This window comes from Bradyrhizobium sp. USDA 3364 (assembly GCF_054056355.1).
On sequence record NZ_JBSRYG010000002.1, the window covers coordinates 3,073,642 to 3,090,038 of the forward strand.

The window sequence follows — 16,397 nt, forward strand, 5'->3', positions numbered from 1 at the left end:
CGAAGCGGCCCCTTTGCCGCCTTTCGTCGCGGTTGACAATTATCTTCCTAGGAAGAATATTCCGGGTAAGAAAACAGGGAGGAGCCCATGCGCGGACTTCGCGCGATCGTCGTGTCTGCGGCCCTGGCCGCTGCTTGCGGTTCGGCCAGGGCGGCCGAGACCGAACTGATCCTTGGCCAGACCATGCCCTATAGCGGACCGGCGTCGGCGCTGAGCGCGGTCGGCAAGGTGCAGACCCGCTATTTCCAGATGATCAACGATCGCGGCGGCATCAACGGCCACAAGATCAAGCTGATCTCGCTCGACGATGGCTATAGCCCGCCGAAGGCCGTAGAGCAGACCCGCCGGCTGATCGAGAACGACGAGGCAGTCGCGATCTTCGGCAGCATGGGGACCGCGCAGAACGCCGCGGTGCAGAAATATCTCAACGCCAAGAAGATCCCGCAGCTGTTCGTGTTCGCGGCGAGCGAGCGCTTCGCCGATCCGAAGACCAGCCCCTACACCATCTCGGGGATGACGCTGTTCAGCACCGAGGCGGCGATCTATGCGCGGCTGGTGGCCGAGCACACGCCGGCCTCGCGCGTCGCCGTGCTGTACCAGAACGACGATTACGGCCGCGAATATCTCCGCAGCTTCAAGGCCGAACTGGCCCGGCTCGATCCCAAGGCCGCGATCGTCGCGGCCTCGCCCTACGAGGTGACGTCGCCGACGGTGGATTCGCAGGTGGTCGCGCTGGCCAGCACCAACGCCAACATCTTCTTGAATGCGTCGACCGGCAAATTCACCTCGCAGGCGATCCGCAAGGCGGGCGAACTCGGCTGGCATGCGCAACAGTTCCTGCCGATCGGCAGCAACTTCGTGCCGACGATCCTCAAGCCGGCCGGGCTCGACAACGCCAAGGGCGCGATCTCGGCGACACCGACCAAGTCGGTCGGTGATCCCGAGTGGGCCAACGATCCCGCCTACCTCGAGTGGCTGGCGTTCATGAAGAACTACTATCCGGAGGGCGATATCGAGGATCAGCTCAATTTCACCGGCTGGAACGTGGCTGTCCTGATGACCAAGGTCATCGAGGCCTGCGGCGACGATCTGTCCCGGCAGAACATCATGAAGCAGGCCACCGCGCTGAAGAACCTCGCGCTGCCGGGGCTGATCCCGGGCATCACCGTCAACTCCAGCCCGGACGACTATCGCCTGATCACGTCGTTGCGCCCGCAGCGCTTCGACGGCGAGCGCTGGGTCCCGATGTCCGGGGTCATGGCCGCGCAATGAGGTTGAGGGAGGCGGCCGGCCGCTAGCCGCCGCGCCGCAGATCCTCGGTGGCGCGCCGGAGCACCTCGTGAAGCCATTCGTGCGACGGCTCGTCCTCGACGCGTTCATGCCACAGCAGCCGGACTTCCACGGGCGTCGTGGTGTAGGGCAGTTCGTAGGTCGTGATCGCATGCGCCTCTCCGAGCGCGCGCGCCAGCGGCCGCGGAACGATCGCCGCCAGCTCGGAGTCGATCAGCAGTGCGGGTAGCGCGAGGAAGTGCGGCAACGAGACCGCGATCCGTGGCGGCCGGTCGCTCTCGGACAGTGCACGTTCGAGCGCGGGACGGTCGTACATCTCCGACCGCCGGGCAAGCCCGCGCTCGGAGATGAAGCCGCCGATGGCACCTTCCTGCTCGCCACCAAAGGACACGACGACCAGCGGCAAAGTCGCGAGCTTCGCGTTGTCGAGCCGGCCGAGCTTGCGCTTTTTGCCGGCGATCAGCACATCGTCATATTCGAACAGCAGCGCCGTGCGGAAGCGGCTCGGCGGCGACGAGAACACGCCGATCGCGACGTCGATGCGGCCGAGGTCGATCTGCTCGGCAAGATCGATCCGCGTCACCGGCTTGATGGTCAGGTCGATCGCCGGCGCCTCACGGCTCAGGATCTTCAGCAACGGCGGCGCCAGCACCATCGTTGTGAAGTCGTTGGCCGCCAGTGTGAACGGCTTGGTGGATTTCGCCGGCGCGAAGGTCGGCAACTCGACCGCGGCCTCCAGCGATCGCAGCGCCTGGCGGACCTGCGGCGCCATCGTCAGCGCGCGCGCCGTCGGCTGCATGCCGGTGGCGGTGCGGACGAACAGCTCGTCATCCAGCATCTCACGCAGCCGCGCCAGCGAGTGGCTCACGGCAGACTGGCTCAGCGCGACCTTCTGGCTGGCGCGCAGCACGCTGCGCTCCTCCATGACGGCGTCGAACACCTTGAGCAGGTTCAAATCCAATGTCTTGAAGGAAACGGACACGATGAGAGTCCCGTCGGTTGCGGATCGCACGCCTCTGCAAATTCTGCGATCGCACGCAGTTAAGGCCAGGCGCGCGGCTGATGCAACCGATCGGATTTTTCGAGCCGCATCACCACCGCCGGCGTTCTGAAGCCGGTTCAGGATCACCCTGCAAGACTTTCACTTCCGCAATCCCGCGTTCTGGCCAAGATTGCGGCCGCCGGGTTGGGAGGAAACAACAGATGAATGCCTCGGTGAAATCGAACCATGGTGGTGTGCGCGGGTCGCTCGGATTGGCGCTGGCGTTCATGACGCTCGCGACGTCGGCGGTTGCGCAGAACGGGCCGGTCAGGCTCGGTGTTCTGACCGATATGTCGTCGCTCTATGCCGACAATGGCGGCCAGGGCTCGGTCGTCGCGGCGCAGATGGCGGTGGACGATTTCAAGGGCAGGGTGCTGGGCCACCCGATCGAGATCATCGCGGGGGATCACCAGAACAAGGCCGACATCGGCGCAACGATCGCCCGGCGGTGGCTGGAGAACGACAACGTCGAGGCGATCCTCGATGTCCCGAATTCCGCCGTCGCGCTGGCCGTGCAGGGCATCACCCGCGACAAGAAGAAGCTGTTTCTCGCCACCGGCGCGGCCACGTCCCGGCTGACCGGCGACGAATGCTCGCCGACCGGCATCCACTGGACCTACGACACCTACGCGCTGTCGCAGGGCACGACGCGAGCGATCTCGCGTCTCGGCGCCAAATCCTGGTTTTTCCTTTCGGCCGACTATTCGCTCGGCGCGCAGCTCGAGGCCGACAGCCGCAAGGTGATCGATGCCACCGGCGGCAAGGTGGTCGGCGCGGTGAAGCATCCGATCAACACGCCGGACTTCTCGTCCTTCCTGCTGCGGGCGCAAGCCTCCAAGGCGGACGTGATCGCGCTCGCCGATGCCGGCGGCGACTTCATCAACGCGGTCAAGCAGGCCGGCGAATTCGGCGTGACGCGCACCCAGAAGCTTGCCGGCCTGATCGTCTTCATCGCCGACATTCACAGCCTCGGGCTATCTAGCGCGCAAGGCCTGATGCTGAGCTCGGCCTTCTACTGGGACCTCAACGACGAGACGCGCGCCTGGTCGAAGCGCTTCATCGAGAAGACCAAGAAGGTGCCGACCATGATCCATGCCGGCACCTATGGCGCGGTCATGCACTACCTCAAGGCGGTCGAAGCCGCTGGCACGCTCGACGGACCTGTTGTCGCCGCCAGGATGCGCGAACTGCCGGTGAACGACTTCATGACCCGCAACGGCAAGATCCGCCAGGACGGCCGGCTGGTCCGCGACATGTATCTGTTCCGGGTCAAGTCGCCGGAGGAGTCGAAATACCAGTTCGACTATTACCAGTTGCTGGCGACGATCCCAGGCGAAGAAGCCTTCAAGCCGATGGAGGACGGCGGATGCTCGCTCGTGAAGAAATCGTGATCGATCAAGCTGCGGGGTGCGAAATTGCACGCAATCCGATCGACGAGGTGATCGCCGGCCGGCTCTCGTGCCGCGAGTTCTCCGGCGTCCCGGTGCCGCGCTCGACCATCGAGCAGATCCTGCGCGTGGCGCGGTTCGCGCCGAGCGGCGCAAACATCCAGCCCTGGCATGTCTACGTGCTCGCGGGCGCCGTCAAGACCGAGGTGTCGGCCGCGCTGCTGCACGCGTATGAGACGGAGCCGGGCGAGCACGTCTCCGAGTATCAATACTATGCCAGCGAGTTTCCCGAGCCGTATCTCGGCCGCCGCCAGCAGTTCGGCCGATTGTTCTATGACTCGCTCGGTATCGCGCAGAGCGACGCTGCCGCGCGGAGCCGGCAGACCGCGAAGAACTTCGCGTTCTTCGGTGCCCCGGTCGGATTGATCGTCACCATCGATCGGCGGCTCGCGATGGGAAGCTGGCTCGATCTCGGCATGTTCATCCAGAACGTGATGCTGGCGGCGGTCGGACGCGGGCTGCAATCCTGTCCGCAGGAAACCTTCGCCAGGTTCCACCGGATCTTGCGGCCTCGCCTGTCGATCCCGGCGGAGCAGATGGTGGCTTGCGGGATCTCGATGGGTCATCCCAGGGAGCGCGGGAAAGCGCGGCTGATGCCGCGTGCGGATCTGGAGGCGTTCGCCTCCTTCAAGGGCTTTGACAACTAGAACAGGAGACAATCATGGGAAGCCGTGAACAGCTGATCGAACGCAGCATTCCGTTTCTGCGCGAAGTCAAGGACATGACGCCGAGCGCGGCGATGGAGCGATGGCTCAACGAGACCTATGGCGAGACCAGCGCGCTCTACCAGGATCTCGCCCGTCTCATCAAAATGGGCGTCGAGGAGGGTTGGGCGGCGAACCAGGAGGTGGAAGGCCCGAACTATCGGCGCAGCCGCATCCTCGAGCCGGTCCCCGAGACGTTCCAGTTCAGCATCACCGCGGTCTACATGAACAGCACCGATCCGCGCCGCTTCAAGGATGAGGACGATCATGACGTGCTGCGCGGGCAGTATCATGGCCATCCCTATGGCGAGCTCAACCTCGTCGTTCCCCTCGACAAGGGTGCCCAGTTGAAGGGATTGCAGGGCTGGCAAGGCCCTGGCTGGACGGCGCCGGATCCCGGCAGCCGGCATTATCCGGAAGTCAGGGGCGGCGCGGTCATCGCGTTGTTCTATCTGCCGGCCGGCCGCATCTCCTACGACTTCAAGGCGCCGGCCTGACCCCGGGCGCGTGCGCCCATTTTGTCCGGAGCAAGCACATGACATTGATCTACCCGGTCGCTTCGAACAGCGTCCACCCCGCGCGGTTGTCTCCGGCGTACCGGAGCGCGATCAAGCGGTCGCCGCAGAAGCCTTTGATCCCGCTGCGGCACACGCTCTCGGAGTTGACCGGTCCGGTCTATGGTCATGAGACGGTGCGCGCACACGACAACGACCTCTCCATCCAGGCCAAGGGCGAGCCGCTCGGCGAGCGCATCATCGTGCATGGTCACGTGCGCGACGAGGACGGCCGCGGCGTGCCGAACACGCTGGTCGAGCTGTGGCAGGCCAATGCCTGCGGCCCGCTACATCCATGTCGTCGATCAGCATCCGGCGCCGCTCGATCCCAACTTCACCGGCGCCGGCCGCACGCAATCCGATGCGAGCGGTTACTACAAATTCATCACCATCAAGCCCGGCGCCTATCCCTGGGGCAATCACCACAATGCCTGGCGGCCGGCCCACATCCACTTCTCGGTGTTCGGCCATTCTTTCGTGTCGCGTCTGGTGACGCAGATGTATTTCCCCGGCGATCCCTTGTTTCCGTTCGATCCGATCTTCAACTCGGTGACGGATGAGAAGGCGCGGGCGCGGATGATCTCGTCGTTCGACCTCGACAACACCAAGCCGGACTGGGCGCTGTGCTACCGCTTCGATATCGTGCTGCGCGGCCGCAACGCCACGCCGATGGAGACCAAGTAAGTGTCGAACCAGCGTCCTGATGGAATCACGCCCTCGCAGACCGTCGGCCCGTACTTCAAGTATGGCCTGACGCCGAACGGCGAATACGAGTGGAACGACGCTTTCACCAATAGTTTGCTGACCCCTGACGTCTCGGGCGAACGCATCCGCGTCGAGGGCAAGGTCTATGACGGCGACGGCGCCGTGATCGCGGACTGCATGCTGGAGATCTGGCAGGCAGACAGCCAGGGCCGCTTCTCCGATCCGCAGGATGCGCGGGCACTGCCGAACTCCTCGTTCAAGGGCTTCGGCCGCTGCGGCACCGACAAGAGCGGCGGTTACGCCTTCGACACCATCAAGCCGGGCGCGGTGCCGGATGCCGACGGCAAGCCGCAGGCGCCGCACATCGGGCTCGCGGTGTTCGCGCGCGGCATGCTGCTGCACCTCTACACCCGGATCTATTTCGACGACGAAGCCGGCAACGCCGCCGACTCAACACTGGCGCTGGTGCCGGCCGACCGCCGCCCGACCCTGATTGCCAGGCGCAAGGCCGGCGCGGGCAACGTCTACACGTTCGACGTCCATCTCCAGGGCGACAACGAGACGGTGTTCTTCGACGTCTAGCCCCGCGACCGCGCCAGGTGGCATTGAAAGAACTGCCAAAATCCGCTGCGTGCCTTCGCCGCAGCGGATTTTGCTTGACCATGCATGTCTGTTTATATAACAAATAATTTATATAAACGATGCGAGATCAAGCATGGCCAAGCTCGATGCCGCCTTCTCGGCGCTCGCCGACCCGACCCGCCGGGCGATCCTGGCGCGCCTCGCCTTGGGTGAGGCGACTGTCATGGAGCTGGTCGAGCCATTCGAGCTGACCCAGCCCGCGATCTCCCGCCATCTGAAGGTGCTCGAGGGCGCGGGCCTGATCGTCCGGCGCGTTGAAGGCACCAAGCGGCCGTGCCGGCTCGCGCCCACGGCGGTCGCCGAGATCGATCAATGGCTCGGCATGCTGCGCCGCGCGCTGGAAACCAATTACGACCGGCTGGACGGAGTGCTGGCCACCATGAAGCCTGAGAAGTGAAGGGTATCTCCATGAGCAAGTTGACGCTGAAGACCGAAGGCGACCGCTACGTTGTTGTCACCAGGCGCTTCGTCGCGCCGCCCGAGGCGGTGTATCGCGCGCATACCGAGCCGGAGCTGTTGCAGAAGTGGCTGCTCGGTCCCGATGGCTGGACCATGCCGGTCTGCGTCAGCGAGCTCAGGCCCGGCGGCAAGATCCGCTACGAATGGAGCGACGGCAGGGGTGGCGGCTTTCATCTGACCGGCGAGTACGTCGAACTCGAACCGTTCAGCCGTATCGTGCATGTCGAGCGCATGCATCTGCCGGACCCGACGCCGAACAATCATGTCGAAACCCGCTTCGCACCCGACGGCGACGGCACCGTGATGACCATGCGGATGACGCTGCCGGATGCCGAGACCCGCGCGGCGATGCTCGCGACCGGCATGGAGCACGGCATGGAAGACAGCTATGCTCGGCTCGATCGCATGAGCTGACGCCGATGTGAGGGACAATGCGCGACCGATTCCTGACCGGTCTGATTGGCTATCCGATCGCGCATTCGGCGGCGCCTGCGATGCACGAGCAGGCCGCCGCCGATCTCGGCGTCCGCTGTCACTACCAGCTCATCGAGGTCAAGGGCGCCGGACGCGACGATCTGCGCGCGATGCTGGAGGGCGTCCGGCGGCTCGGCTTTGCCGGCGTCAACGTCACCTTTCCCTACAAGGAAGCGGTGGTCGATCTACTCGATGACCTCGCGCCGGATGCGCGCGCGATCGGCGCGGTCAACAGCATCGTCGCCGACGGGGCTCTTCTGGTCGGGCACAACACCGACGCAACGGGCTTTGCGCGCGCGATCGAACCGCTGCTTGCCGCGGCGCCGCGCGGCCCGATCGCGCTGATCGGTGCCGGCGGCGTCGGCAAGGCGATCGCCTTCGCGCTCGCCGGTCTCGGTGTTGCCGGGCTCCGGATCTTCGACGCAGATGCGGCAAAGGCCGCGCAGCTTGCGGCTCAATTGCAAGATCATCACGCTAGTCACGCCGCCAGCGTCGAGGTCGCGGCGGAAGGCGCCGCCGGCCTCGTCAACGCAACGCCGGTCGGCATGCTGCCGAGCCGCGACACGCCGGTGCCGGACGCGCTGCTGCATCCCGCGATGTGGGTCGCCGACGCCGTCTACACCCCGCTATGGACGCCGCTGCTGTCCGCGGCCAGAGCCAAAGGCGCCAGCGTCCTGACCGGCCGCGATCTCGCGATCAACGCATCGGCCGATGCCTTCGAGCTGTTCACGGGGATGACGCCATCGCATGCCGTCATGGCAAATGCGTTCGACGCCGTGATGGCCGCACGCTACTCTGCGCCCGCCTGAAGGGCGGAGACACATAATGACAAAAATCAGGATCGGGCTGGCCGGCTGCGGCTTCGTGTCGGAGCTGCACATGGTCGCCTACCGGCGCGTCTATGGCGTCGATGTCGAGGTGAGGGCGGTCGCGGCGCGCGGCGATCATGTCAATGAGTTCGCCCGCAAGCACCAGATCCCGAACGCCTATCGCAGCTTCGCCGAGCTGGTTGCTGACCGCGAGCTCGATGTCATCGACATCTGCACGCCACCGAACCTTCATGCCGCGATGATCGTAGGCGCGATGCAAGCCGGCAAGCACGTGATCTGCGAAAAGCCGTTCAGCGGCTATTTCGGCCGCGAGGGTGACAGAGAGCCGATCGGCAGGCACGTGCCGAAGGCGCTGATGTATCAGCGCGTGATGGAGGAGATGGAAGCGACCCGCGCCGCGATCGAGCGAACCGGAAAACTCTTCATGTATGCCGAGGACTGGATCTACGCACCGGCGGTGACCAAGACCGCGGAGATCATCCGCGCGACGCGCGACAAGATCCTGTTCATGAAGGGTGAGGAGAGCCATTCCGGCTCGCATGCCGCGCACGCCGCGCAATGGGCGATGACCGGCGGCGGCTCGCTGATCCGGATGGGCTGCCATCCCTTGTCAGCGGTGCTCTATCTCAAGCAGGTCGAGGCCAGGGCCCGCGGCGAGACCATTTCGGTCGCGAGCGTCACCTGCGACGTCGGCAATGTCACGGCCTCCCTCAAGCCGGAGGAGCGCACCACCATCAAGGCCAATCCGGTCGATGTCGAGGATTGGGGCACGCTGACTGCGACTTTCTCGGACGGCACCAAGGCCACGGTGTTCTCCGGCGACATGATCATGGGCGGCGTGCGCAATCTGATCGAGACCTACACGTCAGGCGGCTCGCTGTTCGCCAACATCACCCCGAACACACATCTGACCAGCTACCAGACCTCCGAGGAGAAGCTCGCGTCGGTCTACATCACCGAGAAGGTCGATCGCAAAACCGGCTGGCAATATGTCTGCCTCGAAGAGGAATGGACCCGCGGCTATCTGCAGGAGATCCAGGACTTCATGGAGTGTGTGGCAACCGGCCGGGCGCCGCTCGCCGGTCTCGCATTGGCGTATGAGACGACGAAGGTGAATTACGCCGGCTATTGGGCCGCGGACGAGGGCAGGCGGGTGGTGCTGTAGGTTGCCGGCAACAGCGAGATTACTTTCTCGCGTGTGGCCACGCCGGACCCGTCATCCTGAGGAGCGCGTAGCGCGTCTCGAAGGATGCCCGGCCCGGCCGGTGGCCGTCGATCCTTCGAGACGCCCGCAAGTGCGGGCTCCTCAGGATGACGGGGATGATTGCCAACCAGCCGGGACAAGGATCAACCCTACGCCCCGTACACCGAGCCCTTCGGCAACGGGAATACCGGGTCCTGGGTGCGAATATTGGTCGGCCACACCACGGTGATGCGCTCGCCGGCGTTCTGCATCACCACTGGCGTCGAGCGCTCGTTCTGGCCGGACATCGGGGTATCCGGCGGATAGAACTTCACGCCATAGCCCTGGATGGTGCCGCCCGGCGGGATGTCGACGTCGAGCGCGGCCTTGCGGATCGCCTCGGGATCGAAGCCGCCATACTTCTCCTTGGCGACCGGCAGCACGTTGTTGAGCAGGATCCAGGTCTGGTTGAAGCCCATCGAGCAGTGCGGCGGCACTTCGGTCGCGCTGGTCTTCTCGCGGTAGCGCGCGACCATGGTCTTGGTGAGGTCGCCGACCCCCGGCGCCAGCTTGGCGGGATCGAGCAGCTGCGCGGGCACCGGATCGATGTTGCAGAAATTGTCGATGTCGGTGCCGAACGTCGTACGCAGCTTGTCGAGCTGGCTGTAGCCGGCTCCGGCGCCGAACAGCATCTTGAATTTCAGCCCGCTCTCGCGGGCCTGGCGCAGGAACAGCGTGATGTCGGGGTTGTAGCCGGCATGCGAGATGATGTCGGCCTTGGCGCGCTTCAGCTTGGTCACCAGCACCGAGAGGTCGGGCGCGGAGGCCGAATAGCCTTCCTTGAGCACGACCTGCAGCCCGGCTTCCTTGGCGAAGGTTTCGTCGGCGGCCGCGACGCCGACGCCGTAGGGGCCGTCCTCATGGATCAGCGCGACCTTGACGTCCTTCGGCTCCATGCCGAGCCTGGCCTTGGCGTGCTCGCCGAGGAAGCCGCCGAACGCCTGGCCGTATTGATCGGAATGGATCTGCGCGCGGAACACGTAGCGCAGGTTCTTGTCCTTGAACACGGCGGTCGAGACCGCGGTCGTGATCCAGAGGATGCGCTTCTGTTGCTCGACCTTGGCGGCGAGCGGCACGGCGTGCGAGCTCGCGAACACGCCGTTGAGGATGTCGACCTTCTCCTGGTCGATCAGCCGGTTGGCCTCGTTGATCGCCACGTCGGGCTTGCTCTGGGAATCAACGTTGACGGGCGCGATCTTGTACTTGCCGCCGACGCCGCCCTTCTCGTTGACGAGATCGATCGCGATCTGCGTGCCGATCGAGGAGGCGACCGAGCCGCCGGCGGCGAACGGGCCGGTCAAATCGTAGATCACACCGACCCGGACCGTCTCGGCCTGCGCCTGCGCGCGTGTCCAATCGAAGCTGAAAGCAGCGGCGGCAGCCGCTGAAGTCTTCAGCAGCGTCCTGCGTGAAGTCGGCATCGCGTCCTCCCCTGAAACCGTCAGTTGTGTGACGGGTGTTTGTTTTTCGGGGAGTATTGGGAGGCGACCCCGGAAAGTCAACGCGATTGCGGGGGCGGTTTCTCACTCGTTGGTAGGGGCCGCATAGTTCAAACCCGTCATCCTGAGGTGCGAGCTCTTGCGAGCCTCGAAGGATGCACGGCCCCGCTGGTGGCCGTCGATCCTTCGAGACGGCCGCGTTGCGGCCTCCTCAGGATGACGGGTCGGGGACGGGCCGCAACCTACTCCATCACCGCGGCATGGTCCGACGGCGCCGACTGTTTGCGCAGCGCGGCCTTGGTCGAGCCGATCATCAGCGCGAGCGGGATCGAGACCAGGATGAACAGCATCACCAGCTGATAGTCGTGCGAGAACGCGATGATCTGCGACTGCGCCGTCACCATCCTGTCGGCCATGGCGCGGCCGGCGTCGGTGTTGAGGTTGATCATGCCCGAGACATCGGGCATCTGCAGCGCGTGGTTGAACGGATTGATCTGCTCCGACAGCTTGGCGTAGATCCGCCGCCCGCCTTCCGTGAGCTGCGCGATCACGATCGAGATGCCGACCGAGCTCGCGACGTTGCGCAGCAGCGTCAGCATCGAGGTGCCGTCAGTGCGCAGATGGCCCGGCAGCGTCAGGAACGCCACCGTCGACAGCGGCACGAACACGAGACCGAAGCCAAAGCCCTGGATCACGCTGACGACGATGATCTCGTTCGCCTGCGTCATGTCGGTCCAGCCGGTCATCTGGAACAGCGACCCCGCGGTCAGCCCGAGGCCGGAGATGATCAGCGTGCGCGCCTCGATGTAGCGCATCAGGCGGCCGACCAGCATCATCGCGACGAAGGTGCCGACGCCACGGCTCGCCAACAAGAGGCCCGCGGTGATGATCGGATAGCCGATCACGTTCTGCAGATAGGGCGAGGACAGCGCCATGGTCGAATACAGCACGAGGCCCATCACGGTCATGAAGACGCAGCCGCCGAGGAAATTCTTGTCCTTGAACAGCGCGAACTGGATGAACGGCCGGCTGGTCGTCAGCGAATGGGCGAAGAAGAAGTAGGCGCCGACCGCAGCGACGATGAACTCGATCATGATCTCGTTGGATTCCAGCCAGCCGAGCTGCTCGCCGCGGTCGAGCGCGAGCTGCAACGCGCCGATCGAGACCGCGAGCGCCGTGAAACCGAACCAGTCGAAGCGCAAATTGAGGTCCTGCTTGGTCTCGTCCATGAACACCGCAAGGCCGAGCACCGTGAAGGCGCCGAACGGCAGGTTGACGAAGAACACCCAGTGCCAGGAATAGGTCTCGGTCAGCCAGGCGCCGAGCGAGGGGCCCATGATCGGGCCCATCATCACGCCCATGCCCCAGATCGACATCGCCTTGGCGCGTTCATGCAGCGCGTAGGAGTCGAGCATCACCGCCTGCGACAGCGGCACCAGGGCCGCGCCGAACACGCCCTGCAACAGGCGGAACAGCACCATCTGGGTGATGTCCTGCGCCAGGCCGCACAGCACCGAGGCGATGGTGAAGCCGGCCGAGCAGATGATGAAGATCCGCTTGCGGCCGTAGCGGTTGGCGATCCAGCCCACCGGCGCGGTCATGATCGCGGCCGCGACGATGTAGGAGGTCAGCACCCAGTTGATCTGGTCCTGCGAGGCCGACAGCGAGCCCTGCATATAGGGCAGCGCGACGTTGGCGATCGTGGTGTCGAGCGCCTGCATGATCGTCGCGGTCATCGCGCAGATCGTCACCATGTTCCGGCGCATGCCGGGCACGGCTGATGGTGACGGTGCATTCATTGCGTCTTAGTCCTGATGATCCGGGTGCGCAGTGGCCGAGCGCAGCCCGAGCAGGCCGGCCAGCGTGCGGCGGTGGTTGGTGTCGATCGTCGCGTAGACGCTCATGCCGGCCTTCAGCTTCTTCACGAACGGATCGTTCTCGTCGAAATAGATCCGCACCGGCACGCGCTGCACCACCTTGACGAAGTTGCCGGTGGCGTTCTGCGGCGGCAGGATCGCGAACTGCGCGCCGGTGCCGGGCGACAGCGAGCCGATCTTGCCCTTGAATTGATGGTTCGGGAACGCGTCGACGTCGAGCTCAACCGGCTGGCCGACCGCGACATAGGTGAAGTCGCTCTCCTTCGGATTGGCGTCGACCCAGGGATGGTCGACGTCGATCACCGAGAACACCGGCGCACCAGCGGTGACGAAGCGGCCGAGCTGGATCTGGTCGACCTGGGTCGCCACGCCGTCCATCGGCGCCCGCAGCACGGTGTGGTCGAGATTGCGCTGCGCGTCGTCGAGCTTGGCCTTGGCCTGGGCGTAGGGCGGGAATTTCTCGATTGCCAGCTCGACATCGCCGAGCAGCTGCGTCTTGTCCTTGGAGATCTGCTGCTTGATGTATTGCGCCAGGCTCTCGGCGGTCACTTGCGCGTTGGCCGCATTGTCGAGGTCGAGCTGCGAGCCGAAGTTCTGCTTGGCGAGCGTCGACTTGCGATCGACGTCGCGCTTCTTCAGTTCGATGCTCTGCTGGGCGAATTCCAGCATCCTGGTGTTGATCTTGATGTTGTCGACCAGGTTGTCATAGGTGGTCCTGGTCTGGTCGAGCGCGGCCTTGGCCTGGTCGACTGCGAGGCGGAACGGCACCGGGTCGATCTCGAACAGCTCGTCGCCCTTCTTGACGTGCTGGCCTTCCTTCACGACGATCTTGTCGATCTTGCCGGAGATTTCCGGCGTGATCAGCACCTTCTGTGCGCCGACATAGGCATCGTCGGTGCCGACATAGCGGCCGCCATTGAGATAGAACACGACGCCGCCGATCGCAGCCACGGTCGGCAGCACGACGAGCAGCAGGGTGCGGCGATAGCGTCGCAGGCCCGCCATCAGGCGCCGGCGCGGCGCGCGGCTGGCTTTGCCCGCCGGCGCGTCCGGATTGCTCTTCTGCTCGGGGGCAAGCTTCAGGACGGGTTCAGCCATAGCGCTGTTCCTTTCGGGAGGGCTCGCCGGCTGGGCTTTGGATGGCATTGCGAACGTTTTCCTTGATCGATTCCAATTGAGTGAGCAGGCGATGCGCATCGGTGGGGCTGATGCCCTCGAGCGCGGTCGCGGTGAGTTCGGAGCGCAGGCCGGCGAGCTTGCCGAGCAGCGGGCGCGCGGCCTTCTTCAGATAGAGGCGGTTGACGCGGCGGTCGTTCTCGTCGCTACGGCGCTCGATCCAGCCATTGTCGCAGAGCTTGTCGATCAGCCGGGTCAGCGTGATCGGCTGCACCTCGAGCAGCTCGGCAAGCTCGGTCTGCTTCAGCCCTTCCTGGCGTTCCACCTTGGACAGGACAGCCCATTGCGCACGGGTGATGCCGTAGCGCGCGGCCTCCTTGTCGGCGTAGACGCGGATCAGCCGGAACAACTCGCCCAGCGTAAACATGAAGTTCGCGTCCACTGAACCGCGCATCGATCCTACCTCCCTAAGCTTGGAATATAATAAGCTTGCTTATGATTTCCGCACGCCGGGTTAACGGAGGGCTGCTCCGCATTGCACACATGGCTGCATGGCGGCGAGGTCCTTGGTCTGGGCTCGGGCTATGGGAACCGGCGCGAAAATGCTACATATCGAGGCAATGAGCTTGGCCAAGCCGACATTCCCCGCCCCCGACCACGATCACGGCCGCTGCGCCGCGGACGCGATGGCGCATGCCGAACAGGTCTGCGCGCGCCGCGGGCAGAAATTCACCCCGATCCGGCGTCAGGTGCTCGAGGCGCTGCTGTCGAGCCATCGCCCGCTCGGCGCCTATGAGGTGATCGACGAGCTGGCCAAGACGATGCCCCGGCCGGCGCCGATTACCGTCTACCGGGCGCTCGACTTCCTGATGGAGAACGGCCTCGTCCACCGCATCGAGAGCCGCAACGCCTTCCTCGCCTGCGCGCACGACCATGACGAGACCTCGATGGTGGCGTTTTTGATCTGCGACCATTGCGGCTCGGTCGGCGAAATCCCCGCCGCGCCGGTTGCGCAGAGCCTGACCGCGGCGGCGCGGGCCTCGGGCTTCATCCCGAAACTCTCCGTGGTCGAGATCGCCGGCACCTGCGCGCACTGCCAGAAATGATTTTCACCCTTTCCCCGTCATTGCGAGGAGCGAAGCGACGAAGCAATCCATGCCTCGGCGAGTGGCGAAATGGATTGCTTCGCTCCGCTCGCAATGACGAGCCAGGCGACGCGCAAATACTAACAACAACAGGCCGATAGGCCGGCCCGCGAGGAAACATGTCGACCCAAGCGATCTCCGCCAGCGTCACCAGGCCCGTCAGCGTCGGCCACGGGCTGCCGCCCGGCGCCATCGCATTGATGCTGATGCTGTGCGTGAGCTGGGGCTTCAACCAGCTCGCGGTCAAGCTCGCGCTTCCCGACGTGCCGCCGATGTTGCAGGCGATGATCCGCTCCTCGGGTGCGCTGCCGGTGATGCTGATCGTGGGCTGGCTGCGCGGCGTCAAATTCTTCGAGCGCGACGGCACGCTGGTGCCCGGCATCATCGCCGGCCTGATGTTCGGCTGCGAATTCGTGCTGATCTTCACCGGGCTCGTCTTCACCTCGGCCTCGCGCGCCTCGGTGTTCCTCTACACCGCGCCGTTCTTCGTCGCGCTCGGCTCGCACCAGTTCCTCGGCGAGCGTCTCTCGACCGTGCAATGGAGCGGGCTTGCGCTGAGCTTTGCCGGCGTCGCGCTCGCGATCGGCGTGCCGCAGCCCAATGTCGACGCCAAGGTGCTGTTCGGCGATCTCATGGTGGTCGGCGGGGGCGCGCTGTGGGCGGCGACCACGCTGGTCGCCAAGGGCACCGGCCTGCGCAAGGCTGCGCCGGAAAAGGCGCTCGGCTACCAGGTCGCGATCTCGATCCCGATCCTCGGCCTCGCCGCCTGGATCGGCGGCGAGCGCATCGAACACGTGCCGAGCGCGCTGTCGATCTCGCTGCTTGCCTATCAAGCGGTCTGGGTGGTCGGCTGCACCTTCGTGATCTGGTTTGCGATGGTGAAGACCTATTCGGCGAGCAAGCTGTCGGCCTTCACCTTCGTCACGCCGCTGTTCGGCGTCGTCGCGGCCTATTTCATCATGCACGACACGCTGACCCCGGTGTTCGGCGTCGCCGCGCTGTTCGTGATCGCAGGCCTCTATCTCGTCAACAAGCCCGACCCGAAGGTGACGCCGGACCCGAACGTGCCGGCGTGATTGGAGCGAGCGCAGAGCGCAGCGCGGATCGGCGCAGCGTCATCCAATGGCTTGTGTCGACAGAGCAACCCGTGGTCCGGTGTTGATCTAGGTCAAAAGCACCTCCTATATTCCGTGAAGTCTCTCATGCGAGGGAAGCCGAGGAGGCACGCCGATGCCGATCGATGCCACCGATGCAATCGAAGCCGGAATCCGGTCCGCGTTCACTGCATATTCCAAGGAGGACGATCCGGACTGGCGCAGCGCGTGCTGGATCAAGCCCGATGAGTGCTCCCATCTGGCAAAGAGCATTTTGAAGGAATTGGCGGCGAGAGGCTTCGAGATCGTCAGGAAGCCGGCTTGAATGCGCGCTC

Annotated in this window: 17 protein-coding genes and 1 pseudogene; 13 read left to right on the forward strand and 5 right to left on the reverse strand. The window is 64.9% G+C overall.

Annotated elements, in window-relative coordinates; genetic code table 11:
* Positions 1-87: 87 nt before the first annotated feature.
* On the forward strand, positions 88-1,272 hold the full coding sequence (locus ACVILL_RS14375) for an ABC transporter substrate-binding protein (protein WP_456729641.1): 1,185 nt from the start codon (positions 88-90) through the stop codon (positions 1,270-1,272).
* A gap of 22 nt (positions 1,273-1,294) precedes the next feature.
* Here ACVILL_RS14375 and ACVILL_RS14380 read toward each other — a convergent pair whose 3' ends face one another.
* Positions 1,295-2,272 (reverse strand): LysR family transcriptional regulator, encoded by a 978-nt coding sequence (locus ACVILL_RS14380; RefSeq protein ID WP_456729642.1) that lies wholly within the window; start codon positions 2,270-2,272, stop codon positions 1,295-1,297.
* Positions 2,273-2,493: 221 nt separating this feature from the next.
* Here ACVILL_RS14380 and ACVILL_RS14385 point away from each other — a divergent pair, with 221 nt between their 5' ends.
* The 9 genes and pseudogenes from ACVILL_RS14385 to ACVILL_RS14425 all read left to right on the forward strand — a co-directional run bounded on the left by ACVILL_RS14385 (position 2,494) and on the right by ACVILL_RS14425 (position 9,313).
* On the forward strand, positions 2,494-3,723 hold the full coding sequence (locus ACVILL_RS14385; RefSeq protein ID WP_456729643.1) for an ABC transporter substrate-binding protein: 1,230 nt from the start codon (positions 2,494-2,496) through the stop codon (positions 3,721-3,723).
* Complete coding sequence (locus ACVILL_RS14390) at positions 3,699-4,427, forward strand: nitroreductase (protein WP_456729644.1); 729 nt, start codon at positions 3,699-3,701, stop codon at positions 4,425-4,427. The genes ACVILL_RS14385 and ACVILL_RS14390 overlap by 25 nt, the downstream gene beginning before the upstream one ends.
* 14 nt (positions 4,428-4,441) lie before the next feature.
* The gene (locus ACVILL_RS14395; RefSeq protein WP_279708638.1) at positions 4,442-4,981 is read left to right on the forward strand and encodes a 4-hydroxylaminobenzoate lyase; all 540 of its coding nucleotides are present in this window, start codon (positions 4,442-4,444) and stop codon (positions 4,979-4,981) included.
* Between the two features lie 38 nt (positions 4,982-5,019).
* Positions 5,020-5,722: pseudogene (pcaH, locus tag ACVILL_RS14400) on the forward strand (protocatechuate 3,4-dioxygenase subunit beta).
* A complete protein-coding gene (gene pcaG / locus ACVILL_RS14405; RefSeq protein WP_456729645.1) occupies positions 5,723-6,325 on the forward strand; it encodes a protocatechuate 3,4-dioxygenase subunit alpha in 603 nt (200 codons plus the stop codon). It begins immediately after the preceding pseudogene.
* Between the two features lie 133 nt (positions 6,326-6,458).
* Positions 6,459-6,782 (forward strand): ArsR/SmtB family transcription factor, encoded by a 324-nt coding sequence (locus ACVILL_RS14410; RefSeq protein ID WP_456729646.1) that lies wholly within the window; start codon positions 6,459-6,461, stop codon positions 6,780-6,782.
* An 11-nt stretch (positions 6,783-6,793) separates the two neighbouring features.
* Positions 6,794-7,258: an SRPBCC domain-containing protein gene (locus tag ACVILL_RS14415; RefSeq protein ID WP_456729647.1), complete on the forward strand. Its 465-nt coding sequence runs from the start codon at positions 6,794-6,796 to the stop codon at positions 7,256-7,258.
* A gap of 17 nt (positions 7,259-7,275) precedes the next feature.
* Positions 7,276-8,127, forward strand: coding sequence for a shikimate dehydrogenase (locus ACVILL_RS14420; protein ID WP_456729648.1), 852 nt, complete (start codon positions 7,276-7,278; stop codon positions 8,125-8,127).
* 16 nt (positions 8,128-8,143) lie between these two features.
* Positions 8,144-9,313: a Gfo/Idh/MocA family protein gene (locus ACVILL_RS14425; RefSeq protein WP_456729649.1), complete on the forward strand. Its 1,170-nt coding sequence runs from the start codon at positions 8,144-8,146 to the stop codon at positions 9,311-9,313.
* A gap of 188 nt (positions 9,314-9,501) precedes the next feature.
* Here ACVILL_RS14425 and ACVILL_RS14430 read toward each other — a convergent pair whose 3' ends face one another.
* From ACVILL_RS14430 to ACVILL_RS14445, 4 genes are all read right to left on the reverse strand, one after another.
* Positions 9,502-10,812, reverse strand: coding sequence for an ABC transporter substrate-binding protein (locus ACVILL_RS14430; protein WP_456729650.1), 1,311 nt, complete (start codon positions 10,810-10,812; stop codon positions 9,502-9,504).
* A 260-nt stretch (positions 10,813-11,072) separates the two neighbouring features.
* Entirely contained in the window at positions 11,073-12,629 is a 1,557-nt protein-coding gene (locus tag ACVILL_RS14435) for an MDR family MFS transporter (protein WP_456729651.1), read from the reverse strand.
* 6 nt (positions 12,630-12,635) lie between these two features.
* Positions 12,636-13,805 carry an HlyD family secretion protein gene (locus tag ACVILL_RS14440; RefSeq protein WP_456729652.1) on the reverse strand — a complete coding sequence of 390 codons (1,170 nt, stop codon included), beginning with the start codon at positions 13,803-13,805 and terminating at the stop codon, positions 12,636-12,638.
* Positions 13,798-14,277, reverse strand: coding sequence for a MarR family winged helix-turn-helix transcriptional regulator (locus tag ACVILL_RS14445; protein ID WP_456729653.1), 480 nt, complete (start codon positions 14,275-14,277; stop codon positions 13,798-13,800). Before ACVILL_RS14445 ends, ACVILL_RS14440 begins: the two co-directional genes overlap by 8 nt.
* Before the next feature lie 166 nt (positions 14,278-14,443).
* Between ACVILL_RS14445 and ACVILL_RS14450 the strand changes: the two genes are divergently transcribed.
* From ACVILL_RS14450 to ACVILL_RS14460, 3 genes are all read left to right on the forward strand, one after another.
* On the forward strand, positions 14,444-14,929 hold the full coding sequence (locus ACVILL_RS14450; RefSeq protein ID WP_456729654.1) for a Fur family transcriptional regulator: 486 nt from the start codon (positions 14,444-14,446) through the stop codon (positions 14,927-14,929).
* 158 nt (positions 14,930-15,087) lie between these two features.
* Positions 15,088-16,044 (forward strand): DMT family transporter, encoded by a 957-nt coding sequence (locus tag ACVILL_RS14455; protein WP_456729655.1) that lies wholly within the window; start codon positions 15,088-15,090, stop codon positions 16,042-16,044.
* 154 nt (positions 16,045-16,198) lie between these two features.
* The gene (locus tag ACVILL_RS14460; RefSeq protein ID WP_456729656.1) at positions 16,199-16,387 is read left to right on the forward strand and encodes a hypothetical protein; all 189 of its coding nucleotides are present in this window, start codon (positions 16,199-16,201) and stop codon (positions 16,385-16,387) included.
* The last annotated feature ends 10 nt before the right edge of the window (positions 16,388-16,397 follow it).

Excerpts from the sequence above, each read along its gene's own strand:
- ACVILL_RS14375 (WP_456729641.1), top strand. The coding sequence starts at position 88 with ATGCGCGGACTTCGCGCGATCGTCGTGTCTGCGGCCCTGGCCGCTGCT.
- ACVILL_RS14385 (WP_456729643.1), top strand. The coding sequence starts at position 2,494 with ATGAATGCCTCGGTGAAATCGAACCATGGTGGTGTGCGCGGGTCGCTC.
- ACVILL_RS14390 (WP_456729644.1), top strand. The coding sequence starts at position 3,699 with ATGCTCGCTCGTGAAGAAATCGTGATCGATCAAGCTGCGGGGTGCGAA.
- ACVILL_RS14395 (WP_279708638.1), top strand. The coding sequence starts at position 4,442 with ATGGGAAGCCGTGAACAGCTGATCGAACGCAGCATTCCGTTTCTGCGC.
- ACVILL_RS14410 (WP_456729646.1), top strand. The coding sequence starts at position 6,459 with ATGGCCAAGCTCGATGCCGCCTTCTCGGCGCTCGCCGACCCGACCCGC.
- ACVILL_RS14415 (WP_456729647.1), top strand. The coding sequence starts at position 6,794 with ATGAGCAAGTTGACGCTGAAGACCGAAGGCGACCGCTACGTTGTTGTC.
- ACVILL_RS14420 (WP_456729648.1), top strand. The coding sequence starts at position 7,276 with ATGCGCGACCGATTCCTGACCGGTCTGATTGGCTATCCGATCGCGCAT.
- ACVILL_RS14425 (WP_456729649.1), top strand. The coding sequence starts at position 8,144 with ATGACAAAAATCAGGATCGGGCTGGCCGGCTGCGGCTTCGTGTCGGAG.
- ACVILL_RS14430 (WP_456729650.1), bottom strand. The coding sequence starts at position 10,812 with ATGCCGACTTCACGCAGGACGCTGCTGAAGACTTCAGCGGCTGCCGCC.
- ACVILL_RS14435 (WP_456729651.1), bottom strand. The coding sequence starts at position 12,629 with ATGAATGCACCGTCACCATCAGCCGTGCCCGGCATGCGCCGGAACATG.
- ACVILL_RS14440 (WP_456729652.1), bottom strand. The coding sequence starts at position 13,805 with ATGGCTGAACCCGTCCTGAAGCTTGCCCCCGAGCAGAAGAGCAATCCG.
- ACVILL_RS14445 (WP_456729653.1), bottom strand. The coding sequence starts at position 14,277 with ATGCGCGGTTCAGTGGACGCGAACTTCATGTTTACGCTGGGCGAGTTG.
- ACVILL_RS14450 (WP_456729654.1), top strand. The coding sequence starts at position 14,444 with ATGAGCTTGGCCAAGCCGACATTCCCCGCCCCCGACCACGATCACGGC.
- ACVILL_RS14455 (WP_456729655.1), top strand. The coding sequence starts at position 15,088 with ATGTCGACCCAAGCGATCTCCGCCAGCGTCACCAGGCCCGTCAGCGTC.
- ACVILL_RS14460 (WP_456729656.1), top strand. The coding sequence starts at position 16,199 with ATGCCGATCGATGCCACCGATGCAATCGAAGCCGGAATCCGGTCCGCG.